Below are 21,244 nucleotides of genomic sequence, written 5' to 3'. Positions count from 1 at the left end.
ATTTATGAGAGAATTACATTTAAGAGAAGAAACTAGAAAATTTAATATAATCGACCTGGTCTTCGTGCTATTTTTTGCTAATAGATTAGTGAGTAAACTTTTCACTTTAGCATTAGGAGGAAAGGGGCAATTAGTTGCCTTAGCTTTCTATTGCGTATTATATGTAGGAGCAATTGCATACAATATTAAAAAGAAAAATCATGGTTATATTCTATTCTTTATTTTCTTTTTATTGATGTTAACTATGGTCAATATAAGCCATATATTAAAACCAGAATTAGCTTTTTGGTTTAATGATAGGGCCTTTGGATTTTTTATAAATGTATTTGATGTTAGGACATCAATATCAGGATTCTTGATAATATTACTTATATCAAATAAGGATAAGATTCTTAGAAACTTAAAAATAGTAGCTTACATAAATTTAGTCTATTACTTAATACAAATATTCCTATTCATTTATGTGGGAAGTTGGATTAATTACTTTATCGGATCAATTCCATCAGAGCAAGCCTTGGTAAGGCTTTATAATATGGACTTAGGATTTGAACTTGCATTTGTTGCAGTTATATTCTTCTCATTATTTATATATGAAAAGAAAAAGTTGTATCTTGTAATATCAACCTTATTAATGTCTCTGACCATGATGATGGGATCAAGAGGAGTTATAGTTTTATTTATAGCATATTTCTTTATAATATCAATATTTTTATTTAATAAGTTAGAAAGAAAAGATTACAAGAAACTTTTGCTAACTTTCTTAATCAGTTTCTCCTTATCAATAGGAGTTTTATTTAGTGGTATACCAACTTATATAACAAAGATTAGTAATGAAAATTATAAATTAGAGTATGAAAAACATAGGAACGAATTACCTGAGGAAGAAAAAGAAAAGGATCTTTCAGAAATTTTAGGTGAAGAAGGTTCAAGAAATAAAGATTTGATTAAAGACGGTCAATTTCTTGAATCAAATGGTAGGTTTACCATATGGCAATTAGGGCTTGAAGCATTCAAAGATAGTCCAATTTTAGGACAAGGAATTTTTGGTGATAGAAACTATGTAGGTAAATATTATGAATGGGGATATAGTCATAATATTATTATCGAAGCTTTGGCAAGTTTCGGTCTTGTTGGATTTATTGGATTTGCATATCTATTATACCTGCTTATAAAGCTGCTAATTAAAATAGAATTAAAAGATTCATTGAATTTAATAATATTCTTAACTATGAGTACAAAGTTGCTTATATCAGATTCTTTCTGGTTTTTATCATATTTTTGGTCCTTATTAGGATTAATTATAATCTATACCTTTGATTATAAAAAAATAAGTAAAAACAAAATAGTAGCTTTAATACTTTCAGGATTTTTATTTGTTGGAACTAGCTTATATTATTTTTCAACCAGCTATAAAAATCAAGATACCAAAACTTATAAGTTAGATAAAGCAACAGTTTTAATTATGTTAAATGGTGAAAATGAAGAAGCAAAAATAAAAGCATATAGATATTTAGAAGAAAAAGGGATAGTTTCCAATGTTTTTGTTGATGCAAATAAGATAGATAATAATATTTATATAGATAACAAGGACATAGAAGTTAATGATAATCCTAAATCTTCTACTAGCTACAGAAGAACAAGATATGAGGGAATAGTTCAGGATATAAATAAGCAGGATTTATTTAGGGAAAAATATTCAATAAAAAATCCTATTCCTGCCTTTATAGCACCTTTCTCTGCATATGATGCACATATAACTTACAGCTTAATGGAATATAGAAAATTTATATTAGAAGAAGATGGTGTAAATTTCTATAAATCAATCAATAAACAAGACCTATATGATCTTAAATTTACAAAAATTTATGATAATAGAGAGCTGATAAATCAAGAAGATAATGAATTAAATAAAGAAAAAGAAATCGACAAAAATAAAAAATCAAGTATTAGTAAAGAAGATTTAATTAAGATAAATAAGGAAGTATTAAATAATACTGATGAATTAATAAATAAATCTTTAGAAAACAAATCTTTGATTCTTTTAGAATTTAATCTAGATAATGAAGATTTAATAAACAGATTTTATAAGGTTGTTAATGATTTAGAAAAATCTAACTTTGATTTTATTAGCTTTAAGGATGTAGATGAGAATACTAAAATTAAATCAAATGAAGAAAAAACACTTAAGAACTATTTAGAAAATTCTGCATTTATAAATTTATTTAGACAGTATTAAGGATAACTATGTATAAAATATTTTTTAAAAGACTATTAGATTTTATTATGTCCGTAGTGCTATTAGTTTTAGGCCTACCATTTATTATAATAGGAGCTATATTTATAAAAATAGATTCCCCAGGCCCTGTAGTATTTACCCAAGAGAGGATAGGCTACAAAAATAAAAAATTTAAAATATATAAATTAAGAACTATGGACCTGGTACCCTTTGATAGTGAGGGAAATAGAAGAAAAGATAAGGACAGGATAACCAAAGCGGGTAAAATCATAAGAAAATTAAGTATAGATGAGCTTCCTCAATTGCTTAATATAATCAAGGGCGAGATGAGTTTTATCGGACCAAGACCTCTTGTGCTTAGATATTACCACTATTATACTGATGAGGAACTAAGAAGACATGATGTAAGACCTGGTATCACGGGTCTTGCTCAAGTTAATGGTAGGTCTAATTTAAACTGGGAAGATAGGTTTAGATATGATGTATACTATGTTGATAATCTTAGTTTTCTATTAGATTTAAAGATTTTATTTAAAACTATAAGAAAAATAGTATCTGGAGCAGATACAAGTGTAACTACTAGACCTAAAAACTTAAAAGATTTTGATGCTGAAAGGAATTTTGAGAAAGTTAGATGAAAAAAACAGTAATTATTTCTGGAGCAAGTGGATATATAGGACAAAACTTTATTAGACTTTATAATAAAGACTTTAATATCATTGCTATAGTCAGAAACAAAGACAAGTTAATAGAATTTGAAAGTAAAATAAAAATATTAACTTTTGATGAGTTTTTAAAGAATCAAGATATCAAAGCTGATTATCTATTGAATCTAGCCTTCCCTAGAAAATCAGATATAGATTTAATTTTAGATTCATATGATTTTACCTATGCTTTATTGGACAAATCATACGAGTGCGGCGTAAAAACTATTATAAATATATCTAGCCAATCGGTATATGATAAAGATAGGATAAAAGAAGCTCAGGAAACTGATTTATTAAAACCTTTTAGCTTATATGGTGTAGCAAAAATCTACATGGAAAAATACTTTGAAGATTTTGCAAAAAAATATAATATAGATTATTTGAACTTAAGAATTGCAAGCATAATAGGTGAAAATTTCGACCAAAGATTTATAAATAAATTTATTTACAAGTATTTAAATGATGAAAATATGGACTTAACAGATAGTGGTAAAAGATTTTCATTTTTACATGTAGATGATGCAGGTGAAGCCTTTGCAGAAATAATAAAAGCAGATGATTTAAAGGCTAATCAAGTGTATAATATAGGCGCTGAAGATGAATATACTATCGAGGATATTATAAATTCAATTAGAAAAGTTATAGATTACAAATCTAAGAGTAAAATAACTATAGAAAAAGCAACAAATATTGATGACAGCACTAACAAGGTAAATATAGAAAAAATAAAGGAAGAATTAGGATGGTGTCCAAAAATAAATTTGGATACTAGTATTGAAAAGATATGGAGAAGCTATGAAGCGTAAAATACTGATACTAGGTGGTGGACAATCACAAGTAGATTTAGCCATAGAAGCCAAGAAAAAAGATTTAGAAGTTTATGTAATAGGTGGAAACTTAGTTGATGATATAAAACAACATACTGATCATTTTGAAAAAATTGATATCAGAGATAAAGATAAGGTAAAAAGCTATGTGATCAATAATAATATTGATTTTATTTTCACTATGGGCCTTGAAACTGCTTTACCAATTATAACTGAAATTTCAGAAGAGCTAAACTTACCAAACTTCTTTTCCAGCCAGTCATTAGAAAAGTTTAATGATAAATATAAATGGAGAAGAGAATTAGGTGATATAGAAGGAAATTTGAAATCCCAATCTGCTAAGAAATTGGAAGACCTTGAGACATGGGATATTTACCCAGCATTTTTAAAACCTGTTGACGGATCAGGTCAAAGGGGTGTATATAGGGTTGAAAATTTTGATGATGTAAAGAAAGTATTTGATAAAAGTATTAAGTTTTCTAAATCAGGCACTTTAATAATAGAAGAATATGCTGGTGGATATGAAATTTCTGTAAATTCATTTATGGTAGATAATGAATTAGTTAATTACATAATTTCAGATAGAATTTCTTATACAGAATACCCTGGAGGTATAATCAAGGAACATATCATAAAACCTCATATTGTAAGTGATGAACTTGATGAAAAAATCAGAAAATTAGTTTTAGCAGTTAACAAAAAAATGGGATTTGAAAATGGTCACATTTATTTCCAAATGAAAATCGATGGAGATAAAGTGAATTTAATTGAATTTACACCTAGGTATGATGGATGTCATATGTGGAAATTGATTAACTATGCTACAGATATAAATTTTGTACAAATGTCCTTAGACTTTTTACTAGGTAATAAACCTGAAATAAAAGAAAATATCATAAAAGATGGAGTATTTATAACTAAATTCATATCTGACAAACCACATATAATAGTAGATAGGAGTAAATATGAATTACCATCGGATTACTTGGCCCTACATTGGTATTATAAAGATGGCGATGAAGTGAAATCAGTTACAGGTTATATGGAAAAAATTGGATATTATATGATAAGAGAAGATATCCCAAGCAAGGAATAGATATGAAAAAGACAATGAAATCTTTTGTTCTAGTTACCTTATTAGGATTCTTAGGGAAAGGTATTGGCCTTTATAGGTCAATCCTATTAGCCAAGCAATTCGGTAGTAGTAAGGAAACTGATGCTTTCATCATAGCTTTAACTGGTGTGCTTATATTATCTTCACTACTTACATCATCTATGAACAACATAGTAGTCATGACGATATCTAAGGAAGATGACAAGAATAAAAGAATTGAAATTGTAAATAACATATTAAATATTACATTATTAGTATCATTCTTATTAATAGTAAGTATGTACTTTCTAAGTCCTGTATTTATTAGTATTTTATCATCTGGTTTTGAAGGTGAACAATTTGAGTTAACTAATACTATGTTTAGGATGGGGATTCCAGCCCTTATGTTTTACTCTGCACAAGGAATTTTTAGAGGATACTTAAATCATGAGGGGGTATTTGTAGACTTTGGACTTTTACCTTTTGCTCAAAATATACCAGTAATCATTTATTTGTTTTTCTTTTCTACAAAATTTGGTATTACTGGGTTAATGATATCACAAGTCATCGGGATATCTATGCAGATGATAATTCAGCTGCCTTTTTTAAGAAAGACGGGTTACAAGTATTATTGGTTCTTAGATAAAAAAGCAAAATATTTAAGATCAGTGGCTGTTTTGCTAGTACCAATATTGGTAGGAGTTATAATAAATGATCTAAATTCTATAGTAGATAAATCAGTAGCTTCATTTTTAGATTATGGAAGTATAACAGTGTTAGATTATGCCTATAGGTTGAATGCCATATTTTTAGATGGATTGATCAGTCCTATAGGATTAATATTACTTCCTTTATTAGCTGCTTCTTACAACAAAAAACAATATGAAAAATTTATAGATACCTATGAAAAAACTTTCGAGCTAATGTGTTTAGTAGTAATACCTATCTCCTTTGTGCTAGTTTTCTATAGTCATGAAATAGTAACTATATTTTATGGAAGAGGAGCTTTTGATATGGATTCAATAAATAGAACTTCAAATGCACTTAAGCTGTATTCTATAGGTTTATTACCAATGGCTGGAAAGTTAGTATATAGTAAAATTTTTTATTCGACTAATGATACAAAGACCAGCATGATTGATGGTTTAATTACTTTAATAATGAATCTTATATTAAATATAATTTTTGTTAAAAACTACCATTACAAGGGCTTAGCTTTAGCAACAACTATTACCAACTGGGTTACCTTTTTCAGGTTATCTATTTTAATTAATAAAAAAGTTAAGATAAAACTTCCTGAGTATATGAAAAAAATAGGGTCACATTTGCAGATTTTTACAGTCTCAGCTATAGTTCTCTTAATATCTAAATTCATATTTAATAAATTTATAGATTTTTATAATATTAGTTTATTAGCTAAATTATTTAACTTTATTTTTGTAATGTTAATATCAGCTTTTATATTTTTTGTATTGGTCTATATTGTTCAAAGAGATAAAATAAAGTCTCTATTCAAAATGATAATAAAGAATAAAACTTAATTCATATAAATTTCATATAATTATTATATTATATAATTTGTTAATAACTTTTAAGGAGAAGTGTTATGAATTTAAGGAATCTACGATTATCATCGATTAACTATATAACTAAGGTTAGATGCATGGCTAATGCCTATAAATATAAAAAATTTGTAAAAAATGAAATAAAAAAAGGTAATTGTTACCAAGGATCAGAAGAAGAGTTTAAAGATAAGGTTTTACCTTATTGGGACAAAGTATCTAACAATACCTATAGACCTCAAAAATACTGGTATCAATATTATGGGAACAGACTACAAAAGTTTGATCCCAAAATTATACCCATGGATCTATTTCAAAATGAAATTATGCCTTATTTAAATAATTTTTTATTACAAGATGCTATAGAAAATAAGTGTTATTTTAATTGTATTATGGGTGATATAAATAAAGCAAAGGAAGTAGTTAAGCATATAAATGGTTTATTATTAGATGCTAATAATAAACTTATTAGCTTTTCTGATTTAGAGTCCATTCTTAAAAATTATAAGCAGTTGATTATTAAACCTATTGATGGTGAAAAAGGTCATGGTATAAAGAAGTTATACTTAGATAAGGATTATTTGTCAGTAATTAAAGAAATAAAAGAACGTATGAAGAATGAAGAGTTTATCATACAAGAAATTATTGACCAAAGTCCGCAGCTAAATAGTTTTAACGAATCTAGTGTAAATACAATAAGGGTTTTATCTTTATTGATGAAGGATAGGGTTGAAATCTTATCAGCAATAGTCAGAGTAGGTAGTAAAGGTTCAGAAGTAGATAATTATTCTCAAGGTGGTGATTGTAGACCTATTGACATAAAGACTAATAAGTTAAAGGGCTACATGATGAAAGGTGACAGATTTTTCAATCAAGATTCTCAGGGGAAAGAAATTGGTGAACCTAAAATCTTAGGATTTGACAAGGTTATTGAGACTGTAAAAAAAATACACCCAAGAGTACCACATTTAAGATGGGTAGGCTGGGACATTGCTATTGATAAAAATCTAGAACCGGTTTTTATTGAATTAAATGGACTAGCTGGAGAAAACCAGTCAGAAGACGGCCCTATATTTGGGGATATCACAGATGAATTCTTAACTGAATTTTTTAATTATAGGAATAAAAAATCTTAATTAGCAAATTATAAATTTGCCATGGAGAAAAAATGGTATTTAGTAGTTTAGTATTTTTATTTATATTTTTACCGGCTGTTTTAATAGCATATTATTCAGTAGGAGAGAAAAAAACTAATATAAGAAATTATATTTTACTAATTTTTAGTTTGATTTTCTATTTTTATGGAGAACCTAAATTAATAGTTTTATTACTAATTTCATTAGGGATAAATTATTTATTAGGTTTACTGATGGATAATAAATATAAAAAAATATTTTTAGTTTTAGCTATATTTTTAAATATAGCTAATTTACTTTATTTTAAATATATGAATTTCTTTATAGATAATATAAATGTATTATTTAATGCATCTATAAACTATAAGAAAACAATCATGCCAATAGGTATTTCTTTTTATACCTTCCAGGCTTTAAGTTATGTAATTGATTGTTATAGAAATCCAAAATTGATTCAAAAAAATCCAATGTTTGTATTTCTATATGTAATCATGTTCCCCCAATTAATTGCAGGCCCTATAGTAAGATATGAGGATGTTGCTAATCAAATTGTAAGCAGAGACCATAGTATTGAAAAGTTTTCATATGGAATAAATAGATTTATCCAAGGGCTTGCTAAAAAAGTTCTTTTAGCAAATGTATTTGCCCTAATGGCCGACGAAATATTTGCAAAATCTGCTGGCTCTACTAACTCATCTTTACTTTGGTTTGGAGCTATAGCTTATACCCTACAAATATATTATGACTTTTCAGGATATTCTGATATGGCTATAGGCTTGGGTAAATTTTTTGGTTTTGACTTTTTAGAAAACTTCAATTATCCATATATTTCAAAATCTATTACAGAATTTTGGAGAAGATGGCACATATCCTTATCTACTTGGTTTAGAGATTATGTTTACATACCTTTGGGGGGGAATAGAAAAGGATATGGAAGACAAATTTTAAATATATTCATAGTCTGGCTTCTAACAGGATTTTGGCATGGAGCCGCATGGAATTTTATCATGTGGGGCCTTTATTTTGCAGTAATACTTATATTTGAAAAAATATTTTTATTAGACTATCTAAATAGGACTAAAATTTTAGGACATATTTATGCTCTAATATTGATAATAATTGGATGGGTAATATTTAGGTCTGAAAGCTTGGATCAAATATTTAACTATATTAAAGTTATGTTTTCTTTTAATGGAGGAATAGATAATCAATTAATTTATTATTTCTACCAATATAAGTTTAATATAGTTTTAGGTTTAATCTTTATATTTCCAGTTTTCAAAAGAGTTAAAAATAATACAGCTACAGAATTTTTACACATATTAATATTAGCGATTTTATTTGGATTAGTAGTAATGTCTTTAGCTCAAAATTCATACAACCCATTTATCTATTTTAGGTTTTAGGAGGGGAAATGAAGAGAATTAATTACTTAAAAGTATATGGATTTGTATTTTTCTTGATCCTTATTTCAGCCTTAACTATCTATAAGATGACCGGTGAGGCATCTTTTTTAGAAAATGAAAATAGGTATAAAACCAAACTTATTAAACCTGATAAAGAAAATTTACTAAATGGTGAATTCATTACAAATTTAGAAGAATCTATCAATGATAATTTAATTTTAAGAAGTAAGATTTTATCTGCACAAAATTATTTAGATATTAATGTATTAAATAAATATAAGGTATCGGATGTGATTTTTAGCCAGGATAAGACAAAACTCTTTAGATTTAGAGAAGATAAAGGTCAGGTAGATGAAGAACAACTTAATGAAGATTTAGAAAACTGGGAAAAGATTAATAATAATTTTAAAAAATCAGATGTTAAGCTTATAGTTGTGGGATTTCCAGATCAATCGCATATATTTACTGACCAATATCCTTATTTCGCCTTTAATAATGAGGAAAAATATCAAGAATCAAAAAAGTTATTCTTTAATGGTTTAGACAAAATTGGTATAGAAAATATAGATATGGATGCTTATCTTAGAAAAGATAGGGAACAATTCTATACTAAAACCGACCACCATCCTAATTTTTATGCAGCAATGGAGGCTTATAAGCTTGTATTGGATAAATTATCCAATGATGGATTAAAACTAGATGATGTAATAAATAAGTCAGATCTTTTATATGGTGATTACAACTTTGTAGGTGCCCATACTAGAAAAGTTTTTAATTATATAAAAGAAGATTTTAAAATGCCTTATCTACAAGCTAAGACTCCTATTTCATATACCAGACAAGATAAAGAAGATTTTGGTAAAGAAATATTTAAAAATACTCAGTATTATGCTTCTTATATGGGAGGTGACTCAGAATTTACCCTTATTGATACAGATAGAGAAGACCTGCCAAATATTATGGTTATAGGTGACTCCACTTCAAATATGTTAGAAAGTATTTTTTGGATGAATGCTAATAAATTTATATCCCTTGATTTTAGAAAAATTAAAGATAGGACTATAGCAGATTATGTAGAAGAATATAAGCCAGATATAGTTATAGTTTCAATTATTAGTGGTTATTATGATGATTTAAACAAAATAATGAAATAAAAAACTAATCTCACATTTTTTATGTGAGATTAGTTTTTTTCTATTTATATTTGTTTTTGAAGTATTTAATTAGACTTCCTTTTGAAAGCAAACTAAATCCTTTTTTGATTTTGTGCTTTAATAGGTGATATCTCCAGTGTTTATGCCTCTTTTTACCAGCCTCAGTCAGTCTCCAAGTGCCAAGTTCTTCAACTGTATTTCTACATACTAGGCAGTATCCACAAGCTTCATCTCCTACAGGGTTTTGACAAAACCAGGTACTTTTGGCCATATCCATAGCATCTAATTCCTTAAATTCTTCAATTTCTTCTTCTTTAGTTTTTTCTATAATCCTTTTTGGAAACTTATAATTTCCAAAAACTGTGGCGGCGTCTATGCCTGTTTCTTCAGTAATGAAATAATATATTTCGCCCGTTTCATCAACTTGCTCCCTTAAGCCCTTTTGAGTGATTACGCTGTCAACAATGAGACTTTCATCAGCATCTTTAGTTCTTTCAAAACTAATCTCTAGTCCAGGAATAGTCCTTGTTACTTGCGACAATAATATATTTTGAAAAGATATATGCTGTGTTTTTATTAATCTTTTATAAGCATCAATTATATCTTGGTCTATAGGTCTAAAATCATCTTCATCTAAGATAATTAGTGGTAGTATATTAGCCTTTGTGCTAGGTCTATCCTTAATCATTTCTGCAAGTTTATTTACAGTTTTTATTTCTTTATCTCTTGTCTTTCTTTTTCTTATATAAATATAATATGGCTGTATGTCGATATCATAATAAGATAATTGTAAAACTCTTAAAGTTGAGTCAAGTCCACCAGTCCACATTACCTTGGCGGTATATTTTTCGTTTTCCATTAAACACTCCTTTATAACAAAACAATATTATCACAATGCATCCTTGTTTTCAATTTTAAAAATATGTTATAATTAGCTAGAATAAGAGAAAAGGAGCACAATCATGTCTATACTATTAACAGGTGGAGCAGGCTATATAGGTTCACATATAGCAGTTGAACTTTTAACCCTAGGAAAAGAAGTTGTAATATTTGACAACCTATCTAATTCATCGGAAAAAGTACTTGATAGGATCAAAGAAATTACAGGTAAAAGTCCTAAGTTTTATAAGGGTGACTTAAGAGATAGGGAAGACCTAGACCATGTATTTAAAAATGAAAATATTGAATCAGTTATTCATCTAGCTGGACTAAAAGCTGTTGGTGAATCTGTAAGGAAGCCTATAGAATATTATGATAACAACATAGGTGGGACAACAATTCTTTTAGAAGTTATGAGAGATAATGGCGTTAAGAAGATTATTTTCTCATCATCTGCTACAGTCTATGGAGACAATACAAATGTTCCTCTAAAAGAGTCTTATGAAGTGGGTAAACCAAGCAATCCTTATGGATGGTCTAAGTGGTTTATCGAGCAAATTTTACAAGACTTATATGTATCAGATCCAAGCTGGCATATAGTTATATTTAGATATTTCAATCCTGTGGGAGCTCATCCTTCAGGCCTTATAGGAGAAGATCCAAAGGGGATACCAAACAACCTAACTCCTTATATAACCCAAGTTGCTATTGGAAAACTTGAAAAACTTGGCATATTTGGAGATGATTATGATACCAAGGATGGTACAGGGGTCAGAGACTATATTCATATAGTGGACCTAGCCAAGGGTCATATAGCTGGACTTTCTAAATTAGAAGAGGAAGGAATAAATGTTTATAACCTAGGTACAGGTAAGGGATCTTCAGTTTTAGAAGTAAAAGATGCCTATGAAAAAGCTGTAGGCAATAAAATTCCTTATGAAATCAAGGAAAGAAGACCTGGTGACTTAGCCGAAGCATATTGTGATGCGTCTAAGGCGAAAGAAGAACTTGGCTGGGAAGCAAAATTTGACATAGACCAAGCAGCAGTAGATGCTTGGAATTGGCAAAGTATAAATCCAGATGGATATTAATGTTATCCTTGAAAAGATGAAATATATGTGCTATAATTCAGTAGTTAAATGAGAAATTAAGTGAAAGAGGTGAAAAGATGAAACAAGATTTACATCCAAAGACATATGAAGCGCAAGTTACTTGCCAAACATGTGGTACATCTTTTACTACTACATCTACAATGGAAGATATCAAAGTAGAAGTATGTTCAAATTGCCATCCATTCTATACAGGAAAGCAAAGAACAGCTGAGCGTGGTGGTAGAGTTGAAAAATTCAAGAAAAAATACAAGATGGACTAATTATAGAAATCCGGAGACCAGATTTTATCTGGTCTCTTTTTTATTGAATATAAAATGCCTATCCTATATAATTTAAATAAGATATCTTTTTTAAAATATGGGTATCAATGATTTTAAAGGGGGAAAAATTATGTCATTAATAGGAAAAAAAATACAAGAATTTAGTGTAGATGGATATGATCCAAAAAAAGAAGAATTTGTTAAGGTAACAAATGAAGATTTCATGGGTAAATGGACAATCTTATGCTTTTATCCAGCAGACTTCTCATTTGTATGTCCAACAGAATTAGAAGATTTACAAGGTCAATACAAGACCTTACAAGATTTAGGAGTAGAGGTATATTCTGCATCAACAGATACACACTTTACTCACAAGGCATGGCATGACCATTCAGATGCTATAAGCTCAATTGAGTACACAATGCTTGCTGACCCAAGTCAAAAATTATCATTAGCATTTGATGTTTTAGATGAAGAATTAGGTTTATCACAAAGAGGTACATTCTTAATCGATCCAGATGGAGTTGTACAAACAGCAGAAATCAATGCTGACGGTATTGGTAGAGATGCTTCTGTTTTAGTAGACAAGGTAAAAGCTGCTCAATTCGTTAGAAAAAACCCAGGTGAAGCTTGCCCTGCAAAATGGAAAGAAACAGGTAAGGCATTGACACCAGGTTTAGACTTAGTAGGTAAAATATAATGTTATCTAGTGATTTAAAAAATCAACTAGCCCAATACTTAGAGCTATTAGAAAATAAGTTAACTTTGAGAGTTTCCTTGGATGATAGTGACAATTCAAAAGAAATGAAAGAATTTCTTGAAGAGGTTGTTTCTTTATCAGACAAACTAACTTTAGAAGAAGGAAGCTTAGAACTTAGTCCATCATTTTCATTAGATAGGGAAGATGGACCTTCAGGAGTAGTTTTTGCTGGTGTACCAATGGGACACGAGTTTGAATCATTCGTACTTGCTCTTTTACAAGTTGGAGGAAGACAACCAAAGATTGACCAAAAACTAATTGACAAGATTAAAAAGATTGACCAAGACCTACATTTTGAAACATTTGTGAGCTTGACCTGTCACAACTGTCCTGAAGTCGTACAAGCCTTAAATATAATGGCTGTGTTAAATCCAAAAATTTCCAATACTATGATTGAGGGTGGAACCTTCCAAATTCTAGTTGAAGAAAAATCAATCATGGCTGTTCCAACAGTTTACCTAAATGGCCAAGAGATATTTGGTGGTAAACGTAGTATAGAAGAAATCCTAGATATGATTTTAGGAGAAGATTCTAGAGAATCCCTAGCAGACAAAGGTGTTTATGATACCCTAGTTATAGGTGGTGGACCTGCAGCTATGTCAGCAGCTATCTATTCAGTTAGAAAGGGTATACGTACCGGACTTTTAGCTGATAAATTTGGTGGACAGGTGAATGATACACTTGAAATAAACAATATTTTAGGAATCCAAGAAACAGAAGGTCCTAAATTTATGACTGAAGCTAAGGCTCATGTTGAATCTTATCCAGTAGAAGTTTTAGAAGGATATAAGGCTACAGGCATATATAAGAAAGACGACTTGATCGAAGTAAGTCTTGACAATGGAGATGTGCTAAAGGCTAAAACAATTGTTATAGCTACAGGTGCTGGATGGAGACTAATAGGTATACCTGGAGAAATAGAATTCAAAAACAAGGGTGTAGCTTATTGTGTTCACTGTGATGGTCCTTTATTTAAGGATAAACCTGTAGCTGTTATAGGTGGAGGAAACTCTGGAGTTGAATCTGCCCTAGACCTAGCAGGTATTGCTAAGGAAGTTCACTTGATTCAATTTGATGATAGATTAACAGCTGACCAAGTATTGCAGGATAGGTTGAAAGAATTAGATAATGTAAAAGTATATTTAAATGCAAATACCCAAGCTTTATTAGGTGATGGTAAGGTAGAACAAGTAGTATTTAAAGATAGGCAAAGTGGAGAAGAAACTAGCATAGATATAGCAGGATGCTTTATCCAAGTAGGTTTAGTTCCACATACAGAATGGTTAGGATCCAGCTTAGAATTAAACAAGCGTGGAGAAATAATCATTGATAACCAAGGCTTGACTTCAGTAGAAGGAGTTTACGCCGCTGGTGACTGTACAGATGTAGTTTACAAACAAATCATAATAGCAGCAGGATCTGGTGCTACAGCATCTTTAGGTGCTTATAACTACTTACTAAGACAGGGTAGAGTATAAATAAAAAAAAATAAACTGACTTTAAGTTGTGTTGAATAACTTGAAGTCAGTTTTTAATTTACAATCCTAAATACACTTCTTCCATATACTTATCTATAGCAATCTTGCTTATCTCTCTCATGGTCAAGGCGCCATTTGGCATATAGTGTAAGCCGCTTTGGTAGAAGCCTATAGAAATAAGGTTTCTAATTTCTCCATACTTGTTAGATAAGATACTTGAATCTGGCCATTTTACATTTATTCCTTTAGCGGAATCTTGGCTTGAAATAATCTTTTTATTAAGTAGATTTTTAATTAAAATATTCTCTTTAGCATTTTCCATTAGGTCTAGGTTAAATCCTGTAGTATTAATCAGGTAATCAACTTCCTTCACCTCTTCACCAGTAACTACAAATTTACCATCTTTATGTTCAATTTCTTTCAATCCCTTGTTAAAGATAACTTTTCCTTCATTTATGCTATCTATAATCCACTGGCTAGTTTTCATAGGTACCAGGGTGAAGAATATATCAAATACCTTATGGTATTCATTCAGATATTTTTCTTGGTCAAGTTTTGATAAGAGTCCAAATATTTGTGCATGGTACTTAGAAATGAGACCGAAGTAATAATGCAAGACTTGTAAGTCATAAGGTTTTTCATAAATCAATTTTTGATAGCCTTCATATGTATCAATATCCTTATATTTTTCATAAGATTTTAGGATATCAACTCCCGCAGCTTTCAAATCACCATCAACTTTATTTAATGCGTCTTCTAGTGCTATAAATCCAGTATCTGTATTTATACTTTCTCTTATCCAATCATAGGATATAGAAAATTTGAATTTGCTCTTATCTTTAAGAGGAATGGATGGAAACTTGGTTATTTCACTATTTATCACAAAAAATTCAAAGGCCTTTTCTGGTTTAAGTACTAGAGAAAGATACCTAAAAACATCTACTGAAGAGGCACCGGCGCCTATGATTCCAATTTTTGCATCCTTGTCTAAATCTGATAATTTTTCTTCCATTAAGTATGGATTATGGATATAATTATCTATTCCTTTTAAATCATAAAAATCATTGTAGTCTGGATGGCCTAGGGCTAGAAAAACTGTATCAAATTCTATATCTAAATATTCTTTAGTTTTAAGCTTAAACTTTTCACCGACAAGGTCTAAATCAGTAACTGCTTCTTTTATGATTTCTACATTTTCTGATTCATAATATTTCTTAAAATAGTCTCTTAAATAAAGTCCGTAGTCTTCTCTGGAGATTAAGCCTTCAAAATTTATAGGCTCTTCAACATTTTTATCAAGCCATTCTTGCAAATCATCATCAGTTTCTCTGTCCATTGACATGAGTCTAGGACCTACATTCAGCATCTTAACTGGGGTATCTTTTTCATATGGGATACCGGGTCCTAAAATATCTCTTTTTTCAAATATGTAAATTTTATCTTCAGACCTAAAATTTTTATGGTCTAAAATATGTCTTAAAATATTGGATCCGGTCACTCCACCACCGATAATAGCTATTTTCATAATCACTCCTTTTACTTTATATCTAATTATAACATAACAAGTCTTTTCTTTGATATTAGCTTATTAAAGTGATAAAATTAATTATTGATAATTAAGGAGTTTATGATGAGTAGAGACATTAAAAAAACTTCCATAGGGGGTCAGGCTCTTTTTGAAGGCATACTTATGAAGGGACCTTTTGTTAGTTCAATAGCTGTGAGAAAACCCGATGGAGAAATTGAAGCAAAAATAGTAGAAAGAACAACTATAGCAGAAAAATATCCTATTTTTAAGCTACCATTTTTAAGAGGAATGGGGATTTTATGGGATGCTCTTAGAAATGGTACAAAGGCTATAGATTATTCTTTATCTTATTATCCAGAAGAGGAAAAGAAGACCAGTAAATTAGCAGACTTTTTCTTTTCAATTTTATCCATATTGGTTACAGGACTTTTCATAGCCCTATTTTTCTTTGTACCAACATGGATTTCTAATTTATTTGCAGATAAAATTAATTCGATATTTGTATTGAACCTGATAGAAGGCTTTATAAGAGTTATTTTCTTTTTGATATATATAATGTCCATATCTCAAATAAAGGACATAAAAAGAGTATTTAGATACCATGGGGCAGAACACAAAACTATTGCCTGCTATGAGCATGGAGAAGAATTGACTGTAGAAAATGTTAGAAAACATTCTAAATTGCACCCTAGGTGTGGGACATCTTTCATGTTTAATATGGTCTTGATATCAGCCCTAGTTTTATCACTTTTTGGCTGGCCAAACCCTATCTTAAGATTTGCAACAAGGATTTTGATCCTCCCAGTTTTAGTAGGAATCACCTATGAGTTAAATAGGTGGATGGGCAAGTCAGATTCAAGGTTTGCTAAAATATTGGCCCTACCAGGAATGTTTGTCCAATATATTGGAACTGTTAAAGAACCAAGTGATGACATGATAGAAGTAGCTATTGCAGCTATGGAACTTGTAATACCAGAGGATAGCCATGCAGACGAACTCTAAGACTATAAAAGACTTGCTGGAGGCAGACTACCAATATACGGAAATCATTCTTCAGTATCTATTAGATATGACAAGGTCACAAATTTTTTTGAATCAAAATTTAGAACTTTCAGATGATGTATGGAATAGATTTTTAGACATACAAAGAGATCTAAAGGATGGTAGACCTCTTCAATATGCCATTGGTAAGTGGAATTTTTATGGATATGACTTTATTGTAAATGAGAATGTTTTGATACCAAGACCAGAGACTGAATTGCTGGTGGAAGAGATATTGAAGGAAGAACTCAAGGATAAAAAACTACTTGATATAGGGACAGGATCAGGTGCTATTGCCGTAAGTTTGGACTTGGAAAACAAGGATAATCTTCAAGTAAGTGCCTGCGATATTTCAAAAGAAGCCTTAGAAGTTGCTAGGGTGAATGCAGAAAAACTTGGGGCCCATTTAGACTTTATCCATTCTGACCTTTTTGAAAATATAGAAGGAAGATTTGATATCATAGTTTCCAATCCTCCATATATAAGCGAAGAGGACTATGATAAACTAGACGAACTTTTATACCATGAACCAAAAACTGCCTTGTATGGTGGTATAAAGGGTTATGAAATTTACGAGAAAATAATAGATCAGGCTAAGTCCTATTTAAAAGACCAAGCTAGTATATATTTTGAAATAGGCTATGACCAAGGAAAGGTAATTTCCGACTTGCTTAGAGAAAATGGTTACCATGATGTAAAAATTTTACAAGACTATGGTGAAAAAGATAGGATAGTTACAGGCAAATGGCTAAAAGATAGCATTACAAGCTAATCTTATGCTATAATTATTATGATATTTATTGATTATTGAAAGGATTTTTATGTTTGAAAAATTAGAATCAACTAAGGAACATTATTACGACTTAGAAAAACAGTTGGCTTCTCCTGACTTGCTTGCTGACATGGATAAATGGCAACAAGTAAATAGAGAATATGTGGGGCTTAAAGATTTGGTTAAAGCCTATGAAGAATATAGAGAGAATGAAGACAGGATAAGCGAAAATAAAGAAATGCTAGAAGCTACTGAAGATCAAGAGTTTTTAGACCTTCTTCATGAAGAGATACATGAGTCAGAAAAAAGATTAGAAGAATTAGAAGAAAAAATAACATTCTTACTTATACCAAAAGATCCAAACGACCATAAAAACGTATTTGTTGAAATTAGAGCAGGTGCAGGTGGTGATGAGGCCGGACTTTTTGCTGGTGAACTTTATAGAATGTACCAAATGTATGCTTCAAAATCAGGCTTCAAAATTGAAGAAATTGAATTTTCTGATCAAGGTATAGGTGGTGTAAAAGAAGTAATCTTCATGGTAAAGGGTGAGGGTGCTTATTCAAAATTAAAATATGAATCTGGTGTTCATAGGGTACAAAGGGTCCCACAAACTGAAACTTCTGGCCGTATCCATACATCTACAGCAACTGTTGCAGTTTTACCAGAAGCAGAGGATGTTGACGTTCAAATAAATGAATCTACAGACATTAGAATAGACTACTATAGGGCTTCAGGAGCAGGTGGACAACACGTTAACACAACTGACTCTGCTGTACGTATTACCCACTTACCTACAGGTATAGTTGTTGCTGTGCAAGATGAAAAATCACAGCATAAAAATAAAGACAAGGCTATGAAAATTTTAAGGGCTAGAGTTTATGAAGCTGAACTTGAAGAACAACAAAAGGCCTTATCAGAAGATAGAAAATCACAAGTTGGTACAGGGGACAGGTCAGAGAAAATTAGGACCTATAACTTCCCTCAATCAAGAGTAACAGACCACAGGATAAATAAAACAATCCACCAATTACAAGACTTTTTAGATGGGGATATTGAAGAGATGATAGATGCTTTGATATTAGAAGACCAAACTAAGAAGCTTGAATTATCTCAAGAAAAATAATTAGAGGAAAAAGATGAATAATATTAAAGACTTATATATAGACAATTCCTTAATAGGTAGCCACCAAGGCCATACCTTATTTGATGATGTATATATTGAACACAATTCACTTCCAGAAATTAATTTAGCTGATATTGATACTACTACTGAATTTATGGGAAGTAATTTTTCTTTTCCATTAATTATTTCATCTATGATAGGTGGTACAGAAAGAGGATTAGAAATAAATGAAATCCTTGTAAATATCGCCCAAGATTTAAATATACCTATAGAATTAGGATCTCAACAAGAAAATATAGCAAGTGATGAACAATCAAAACTTTACTTGTCAGAAATTGATGATGACCTAGAAAAAAATGTTTTTATCTTATCTAACTTATCAGCTAAGGCCAGTGAAGAAGATGTGAAGATAGCTATGGACCAAGTAAAGGCCAATGCTTTATCCTTATATATAAATGCAGCTCAAGAAGCTGTTAGTTTTGACCATGAAGCTGATTTTGAAGGGGTCTTAGCTAATATAGAAAAACTTGTTTCCGTTTATGGTGACAAGGTCTTAGTTAAAGAAAAGGCTATGGGAATGTCTCAAGAAACTGTAAAAAAACTAGTTTCAGCAGGAGTTAACTATATAGACTTATCTGGCTATGGTGGGACAAACTTTATAGAGATAGAAAACTTGCGTAACTATAGGAATGATTTTTCCGACATGTACGGTTGGGGCATACCAACAGCCAAGTCTATATTAAATGCTAGAGTAGTCAGTCAAGATGTTAAAATCATAGCATCAGGTGGAATAAAGACCTCTATGGACATCATCAAGGCCTTGATCTTAGGTGCTGACTATGTAGCAGTAGCAGGTGAACTTTTAAGATACCTAGTCCATGGAGGCTATGACCATGCTAAGGCATACCTAGAAGGACTTATTAAAAAGACAAAGATACTTATGTTTTTATTGGGAGCAAGAAACTTAGAAGAGTTAAAAAGAGTTCCCTATAAATTGACAGGTAAATTAAAGGAAATTTCAGAATGACAGATTTTAATGTAAAAAGAAAACAAGCCCTTTTCAACTTAGAAACAAATGAAAATTCTCAAGTGAAAAATGTTATAGCTGTAGTTTCAGGTAAGGGTGGAGTAGGTAAGTCTATGGTTACTTCAAGTCTAGCTGTAGCCATGGCGAAAAAAGGATACAAGGTAGCTATTTTAGATGCTGATATAACCGGACCGTCAATAGCAAGAGCTTTCAATCTTAAAGGAAAGCTAGAAGTAGCTGACAAGGGATTAAACCCAATGGTGACCAAGGAAGGGATCAAGATAGTTTCTGCCAACCTTATAATTGATGATGAAAAGTCAGCTGTAGTTTGGAGGGCTCCAATGCTTACTGGAGCTATAAGGCAATTTTGGATAGATGTAAATTGGGGAGATATAGACTATATGTTTGTAGACCTTCCACCGGGAACATCTGATGCCCAACTTACCATATTTCAATCAATAACCTTGATGGGAATTATAATGGTAAGCTCTCCTCAAGACCTTGTAAACATGATAGTAGAAAAGGCCTTAGGAATGGCAAATAAACTAGATATACCAGTATTAGGACTTATAGAAAACTTTTCATATTTCCAAGCTCCTGATACAGGAAAAAAATATGAAATTTTTGGAAAATCAAAGGTTGGAGAATTATCAGAAAAGTATGATTTAGATATACTAGCTCGAGTACCTATAAATCCTGAATTTGCAGACCTAATCGACCAAGGAAAAGTTGAGAGCATAGATACATCCTTTTTAGATGAAGCAGTTGAAAGAATTGAAGGTTTTGAAAAATATGAAGAATAAAATAGTAACCAAGGGACAATTGAAGTTTATGATATTTACCAATTTGTTTATCTTTGCAACAATTGGACTTATAATTTATGAATTAAAAAAAATAGGAGGAATCAAATACTCCTATATAATGCTAGGTTTAATTTTTGCCTTGATGGCAGTAAACCAAGTTATTTATTATAAAAATAATAAGGCAAAATCCTATGCCTTTATGGCAGGTTTTTTTGGTCTTATTTCACTATTAATAATAATATTTTCAATACTAAGATTATTATAAAATAAAACTGTTGCTAGGTTGAATGACCTAATTAAAGTTGGTTTTTATATCCAACTTGAGATAAGTTCATCC

20 protein-coding genes are annotated in these 21,244 nt (G+C 30.4%); 18 read left to right on the top strand and 2 right to left on the bottom strand.

Annotation, left to right across the window (positions count from 1 at the left end; translation table 11 throughout):
* Window positions 1-4: 4 nt before the first annotated feature.
* From C4Q29_RS04230 to C4Q29_RS04195, 8 genes are all read left to right on the top strand, one after another.
* The gene (locus tag C4Q29_RS04230) at window positions 5-2,236 is read left to right on the top strand and encodes an O-antigen ligase family protein (protein WP_103981568.1); all 2,232 of its coding nucleotides are present in this window, start codon (window positions 5-7) and stop codon (window positions 2,234-2,236) included.
* Window positions 2,237-2,244: 8 nt separating this feature from the next.
* Window positions 2,245-2,874, top strand: coding sequence for a sugar transferase (locus C4Q29_RS04225; protein ID WP_103981567.1), 630 nt, complete (start codon window positions 2,245-2,247; stop codon window positions 2,872-2,874).
* Window positions 2,871-3,749: an NAD-dependent epimerase/dehydratase family protein gene (locus C4Q29_RS04220; protein WP_103981566.1), complete on the top strand. Its 879-nt coding sequence runs from the start codon at window positions 2,871-2,873 to the stop codon at window positions 3,747-3,749. Before C4Q29_RS04225 ends, C4Q29_RS04220 begins: the two co-directional genes overlap by 4 nt.
* A complete protein-coding gene (locus C4Q29_RS04215; RefSeq protein WP_103981565.1) occupies window positions 3,739-4,866 on the top strand; it encodes an ATP-grasp domain-containing protein in 1,128 nt (375 codons plus the stop codon). Before C4Q29_RS04220 ends, C4Q29_RS04215 begins: the two co-directional genes overlap by 11 nt.
* A 2-nt stretch (window positions 4,867-4,868) precedes the next feature.
* A complete protein-coding gene (gene murJ / locus C4Q29_RS04210; RefSeq protein ID WP_103981564.1) occupies window positions 4,869-6,404 on the top strand; it encodes a murein biosynthesis integral membrane protein MurJ in 1,536 nt (511 codons plus the stop codon).
* A 65-nt stretch (window positions 6,405-6,469) separates the two neighbouring features.
* Window positions 6,470-7,561, top strand: a complete 1,092-nt coding sequence (locus C4Q29_RS04205) for a sugar-transfer associated ATP-grasp domain-containing protein (protein WP_103981563.1) — start codon at window positions 6,470-6,472, stop codon at window positions 7,559-7,561.
* Between the two features lie 32 nt (window positions 7,562-7,593).
* On the top strand, window positions 7,594-8,967 hold the full coding sequence (locus C4Q29_RS04200) for an MBOAT family O-acyltransferase (protein WP_103981562.1): 1,374 nt from the start codon (window positions 7,594-7,596) through the stop codon (window positions 8,965-8,967).
* A gap of 8 nt (window positions 8,968-8,975) precedes the next feature.
* On the top strand, window positions 8,976-10,121 hold the full coding sequence (locus C4Q29_RS04195) for an alginate O-acetyltransferase AlgX-related protein (RefSeq protein ID WP_103981561.1): 1,146 nt from the start codon (window positions 8,976-8,978) through the stop codon (window positions 10,119-10,121).
* 40 nt (window positions 10,122-10,161) lie between these two features.
* Here C4Q29_RS04195 and C4Q29_RS04190 read toward each other — a convergent pair whose 3' ends face one another.
* Window positions 10,162-10,980, bottom strand: a complete 819-nt coding sequence (locus tag C4Q29_RS04190) for a hypothetical protein (RefSeq protein ID WP_103981560.1) — start codon at window positions 10,978-10,980, stop codon at window positions 10,162-10,164.
* Between the two features lie 100 nt (window positions 10,981-11,080).
* Here C4Q29_RS04190 and galE point away from each other — a divergent pair, with 100 nt between their 5' ends.
* The 4 genes from galE to ahpF all read left to right on the top strand — a co-directional run bounded on the left by galE (window position 11,081) and on the right by ahpF (window position 14,610).
* On the top strand, window positions 11,081-12,091 hold the full coding sequence (gene galE / locus C4Q29_RS04185) for a UDP-glucose 4-epimerase GalE (RefSeq protein WP_442345818.1): 1,011 nt from the start codon (window positions 11,081-11,083) through the stop codon (window positions 12,089-12,091).
* A gap of 77 nt (window positions 12,092-12,168) precedes the next feature.
* Window positions 12,169-12,372 (top strand): 50S ribosomal protein L31, encoded by a 204-nt coding sequence (gene rpmE, locus C4Q29_RS04180; RefSeq protein WP_103981558.1) that lies wholly within the window; start codon window positions 12,169-12,171, stop codon window positions 12,370-12,372.
* Window positions 12,373-12,502: 130 nt separating this feature from the next.
* Window positions 12,503-13,072 (top strand): alkyl hydroperoxide reductase subunit C, encoded by a 570-nt coding sequence (ahpC, locus tag C4Q29_RS04175; protein ID WP_103981557.1) that lies wholly within the window; start codon window positions 12,503-12,505, stop codon window positions 13,070-13,072.
* Window positions 13,072-14,610, top strand: a complete 1,539-nt coding sequence (ahpF, locus tag C4Q29_RS04170; protein ID WP_103981556.1) for an alkyl hydroperoxide reductase subunit F — start codon at window positions 13,072-13,074, stop codon at window positions 14,608-14,610. The genes ahpC and ahpF overlap by 1 nt, the downstream gene beginning before the upstream one ends.
* A 58-nt stretch (window positions 14,611-14,668) precedes the next feature.
* On the opposite strand, the gene C4Q29_RS04165 is transcribed toward ahpF, so the two are convergent.
* Window positions 14,669-16,135 carry an FAD/NAD(P)-binding protein gene (locus C4Q29_RS04165; RefSeq protein ID WP_103981555.1) on the bottom strand — a complete coding sequence of 489 codons (1,467 nt, stop codon included), beginning with the start codon at window positions 16,133-16,135 and terminating at the stop codon, window positions 14,669-14,671.
* 105 nt (window positions 16,136-16,240) lie between these two features.
* On the opposite strand from C4Q29_RS04165, the gene C4Q29_RS04160 reads away from it, so the two are divergent.
* From C4Q29_RS04160 to C4Q29_RS04135, 6 genes are read left to right on the top strand one after another with little or no spacing between them, the layout of a single operon-like run.
* Window positions 16,241-17,140, top strand: coding sequence for a DUF1385 domain-containing protein (locus C4Q29_RS04160; protein ID WP_200813118.1), 900 nt, complete (start codon window positions 16,241-16,243; stop codon window positions 17,138-17,140).
* Window positions 17,124-17,951 carry a peptide chain release factor N(5)-glutamine methyltransferase gene (prmC, locus tag C4Q29_RS04155; protein ID WP_103981554.1) on the top strand — a complete coding sequence of 276 codons (828 nt, stop codon included), beginning with the start codon at window positions 17,124-17,126 and terminating at the stop codon, window positions 17,949-17,951. Before C4Q29_RS04160 ends, prmC begins: the two co-directional genes overlap by 17 nt.
* A gap of 49 nt (window positions 17,952-18,000) precedes the next feature.
* A complete protein-coding gene (prfA, locus tag C4Q29_RS04150; RefSeq protein WP_103981553.1) occupies window positions 18,001-19,077 on the top strand; it encodes a peptide chain release factor 1 in 1,077 nt (358 codons plus the stop codon).
* Between the two features lie 13 nt (window positions 19,078-19,090).
* Window positions 19,091-20,104 (top strand): type 2 isopentenyl-diphosphate Delta-isomerase, encoded by a 1,014-nt coding sequence (gene fni / locus C4Q29_RS04145; protein WP_103981552.1) that lies wholly within the window; start codon window positions 19,091-19,093, stop codon window positions 20,102-20,104.
* Window positions 20,101-20,907, top strand: a complete 807-nt coding sequence (locus tag C4Q29_RS04140) for an Mrp/NBP35 family ATP-binding protein (protein WP_103981551.1) — start codon at window positions 20,101-20,103, stop codon at window positions 20,905-20,907. Before fni ends, C4Q29_RS04140 begins: the two co-directional genes overlap by 4 nt.
* Complete coding sequence (locus C4Q29_RS04135) at window positions 20,897-21,172, top strand: hypothetical protein (RefSeq protein ID WP_159459208.1); 276 nt, start codon at window positions 20,897-20,899, stop codon at window positions 21,170-21,172. The genes C4Q29_RS04140 and C4Q29_RS04135 overlap by 11 nt, the downstream gene beginning before the upstream one ends.
* The last annotated feature ends 72 nt before the right edge of the window (window positions 21,173-21,244 follow it).

The sequence above is a fragment of the Helcococcus massiliensis genome, assembly GCF_900258485.1.
In the GTDB taxonomy this organism is placed as follows: Bacteria; Bacillota; Clostridia; order Tissierellales; family Peptoniphilaceae; genus Helcococcus; species Helcococcus massiliensis.
This window is presented reverse-complemented; position numbering and strand designations above follow the sequence as displayed.

Bases quoted from the DNA above. Each gene is read 5' to 3' on its own strand.
- C4Q29_RS04230 (WP_103981568.1), top strand. From the start codon at position 5: ATGAGAGAATTACATTTAAGAGAAGAAACTAGAAAATTTAATATAATC.
- C4Q29_RS04225 (WP_103981567.1), top strand. From the start codon at position 2,245: ATGTATAAAATATTTTTTAAAAGACTATTAGATTTTATTATGTCCGTA.
- C4Q29_RS04220 (WP_103981566.1), top strand. From the start codon at position 2,871: ATGAAAAAAACAGTAATTATTTCTGGAGCAAGTGGATATATAGGACAA.
- C4Q29_RS04215 (WP_103981565.1), top strand. From the start codon at position 3,739: ATGAAGCGTAAAATACTGATACTAGGTGGTGGACAATCACAAGTAGAT.
- murJ (WP_103981564.1), top strand. From the start codon at position 4,869: ATGAAAAAGACAATGAAATCTTTTGTTCTAGTTACCTTATTAGGATTC.
- C4Q29_RS04205 (WP_103981563.1), top strand. From the start codon at position 6,470: ATGAATTTAAGGAATCTACGATTATCATCGATTAACTATATAACTAAG.
- C4Q29_RS04200 (WP_103981562.1), top strand. From the start codon at position 7,594: ATGGTATTTAGTAGTTTAGTATTTTTATTTATATTTTTACCGGCTGTT.
- C4Q29_RS04195 (WP_103981561.1), top strand. From the start codon at position 8,976: ATGAAGAGAATTAATTACTTAAAAGTATATGGATTTGTATTTTTCTTG.
- C4Q29_RS04190 (WP_103981560.1), bottom strand. From the start codon at position 10,980: ATGGAAAACGAAAAATATACCGCCAAGGTAATGTGGACTGGTGGACTT.
- rpmE (WP_103981558.1), top strand. From the start codon at position 12,169: ATGAAACAAGATTTACATCCAAAGACATATGAAGCGCAAGTTACTTGC.
- ahpC (WP_103981557.1), top strand. From the start codon at position 12,503: ATGTCATTAATAGGAAAAAAAATACAAGAATTTAGTGTAGATGGATAT.
- ahpF (WP_103981556.1), top strand. From the start codon at position 13,072: ATGTTATCTAGTGATTTAAAAAATCAACTAGCCCAATACTTAGAGCTA.
- C4Q29_RS04165 (WP_103981555.1), bottom strand. From the start codon at position 16,135: ATGAAAATAGCTATTATCGGTGGTGGAGTGACCGGATCCAATATTTTA.
- C4Q29_RS04160 (WP_200813118.1), top strand. From the start codon at position 16,241: ATGAGTAGAGACATTAAAAAAACTTCCATAGGGGGTCAGGCTCTTTTT.
- prmC (WP_103981554.1), top strand. From the start codon at position 17,124: ATGCAGACGAACTCTAAGACTATAAAAGACTTGCTGGAGGCAGACTAC.
- prfA (WP_103981553.1), top strand. From the start codon at position 18,001: ATGTTTGAAAAATTAGAATCAACTAAGGAACATTATTACGACTTAGAA.
- fni (WP_103981552.1), top strand. From the start codon at position 19,091: ATGAATAATATTAAAGACTTATATATAGACAATTCCTTAATAGGTAGC.
- C4Q29_RS04140 (WP_103981551.1), top strand. From the start codon at position 20,101: ATGACAGATTTTAATGTAAAAAGAAAACAAGCCCTTTTCAACTTAGAA.
- C4Q29_RS04135 (WP_159459208.1), top strand. From the start codon at position 20,897: ATGAAGAATAAAATAGTAACCAAGGGACAATTGAAGTTTATGATATTT.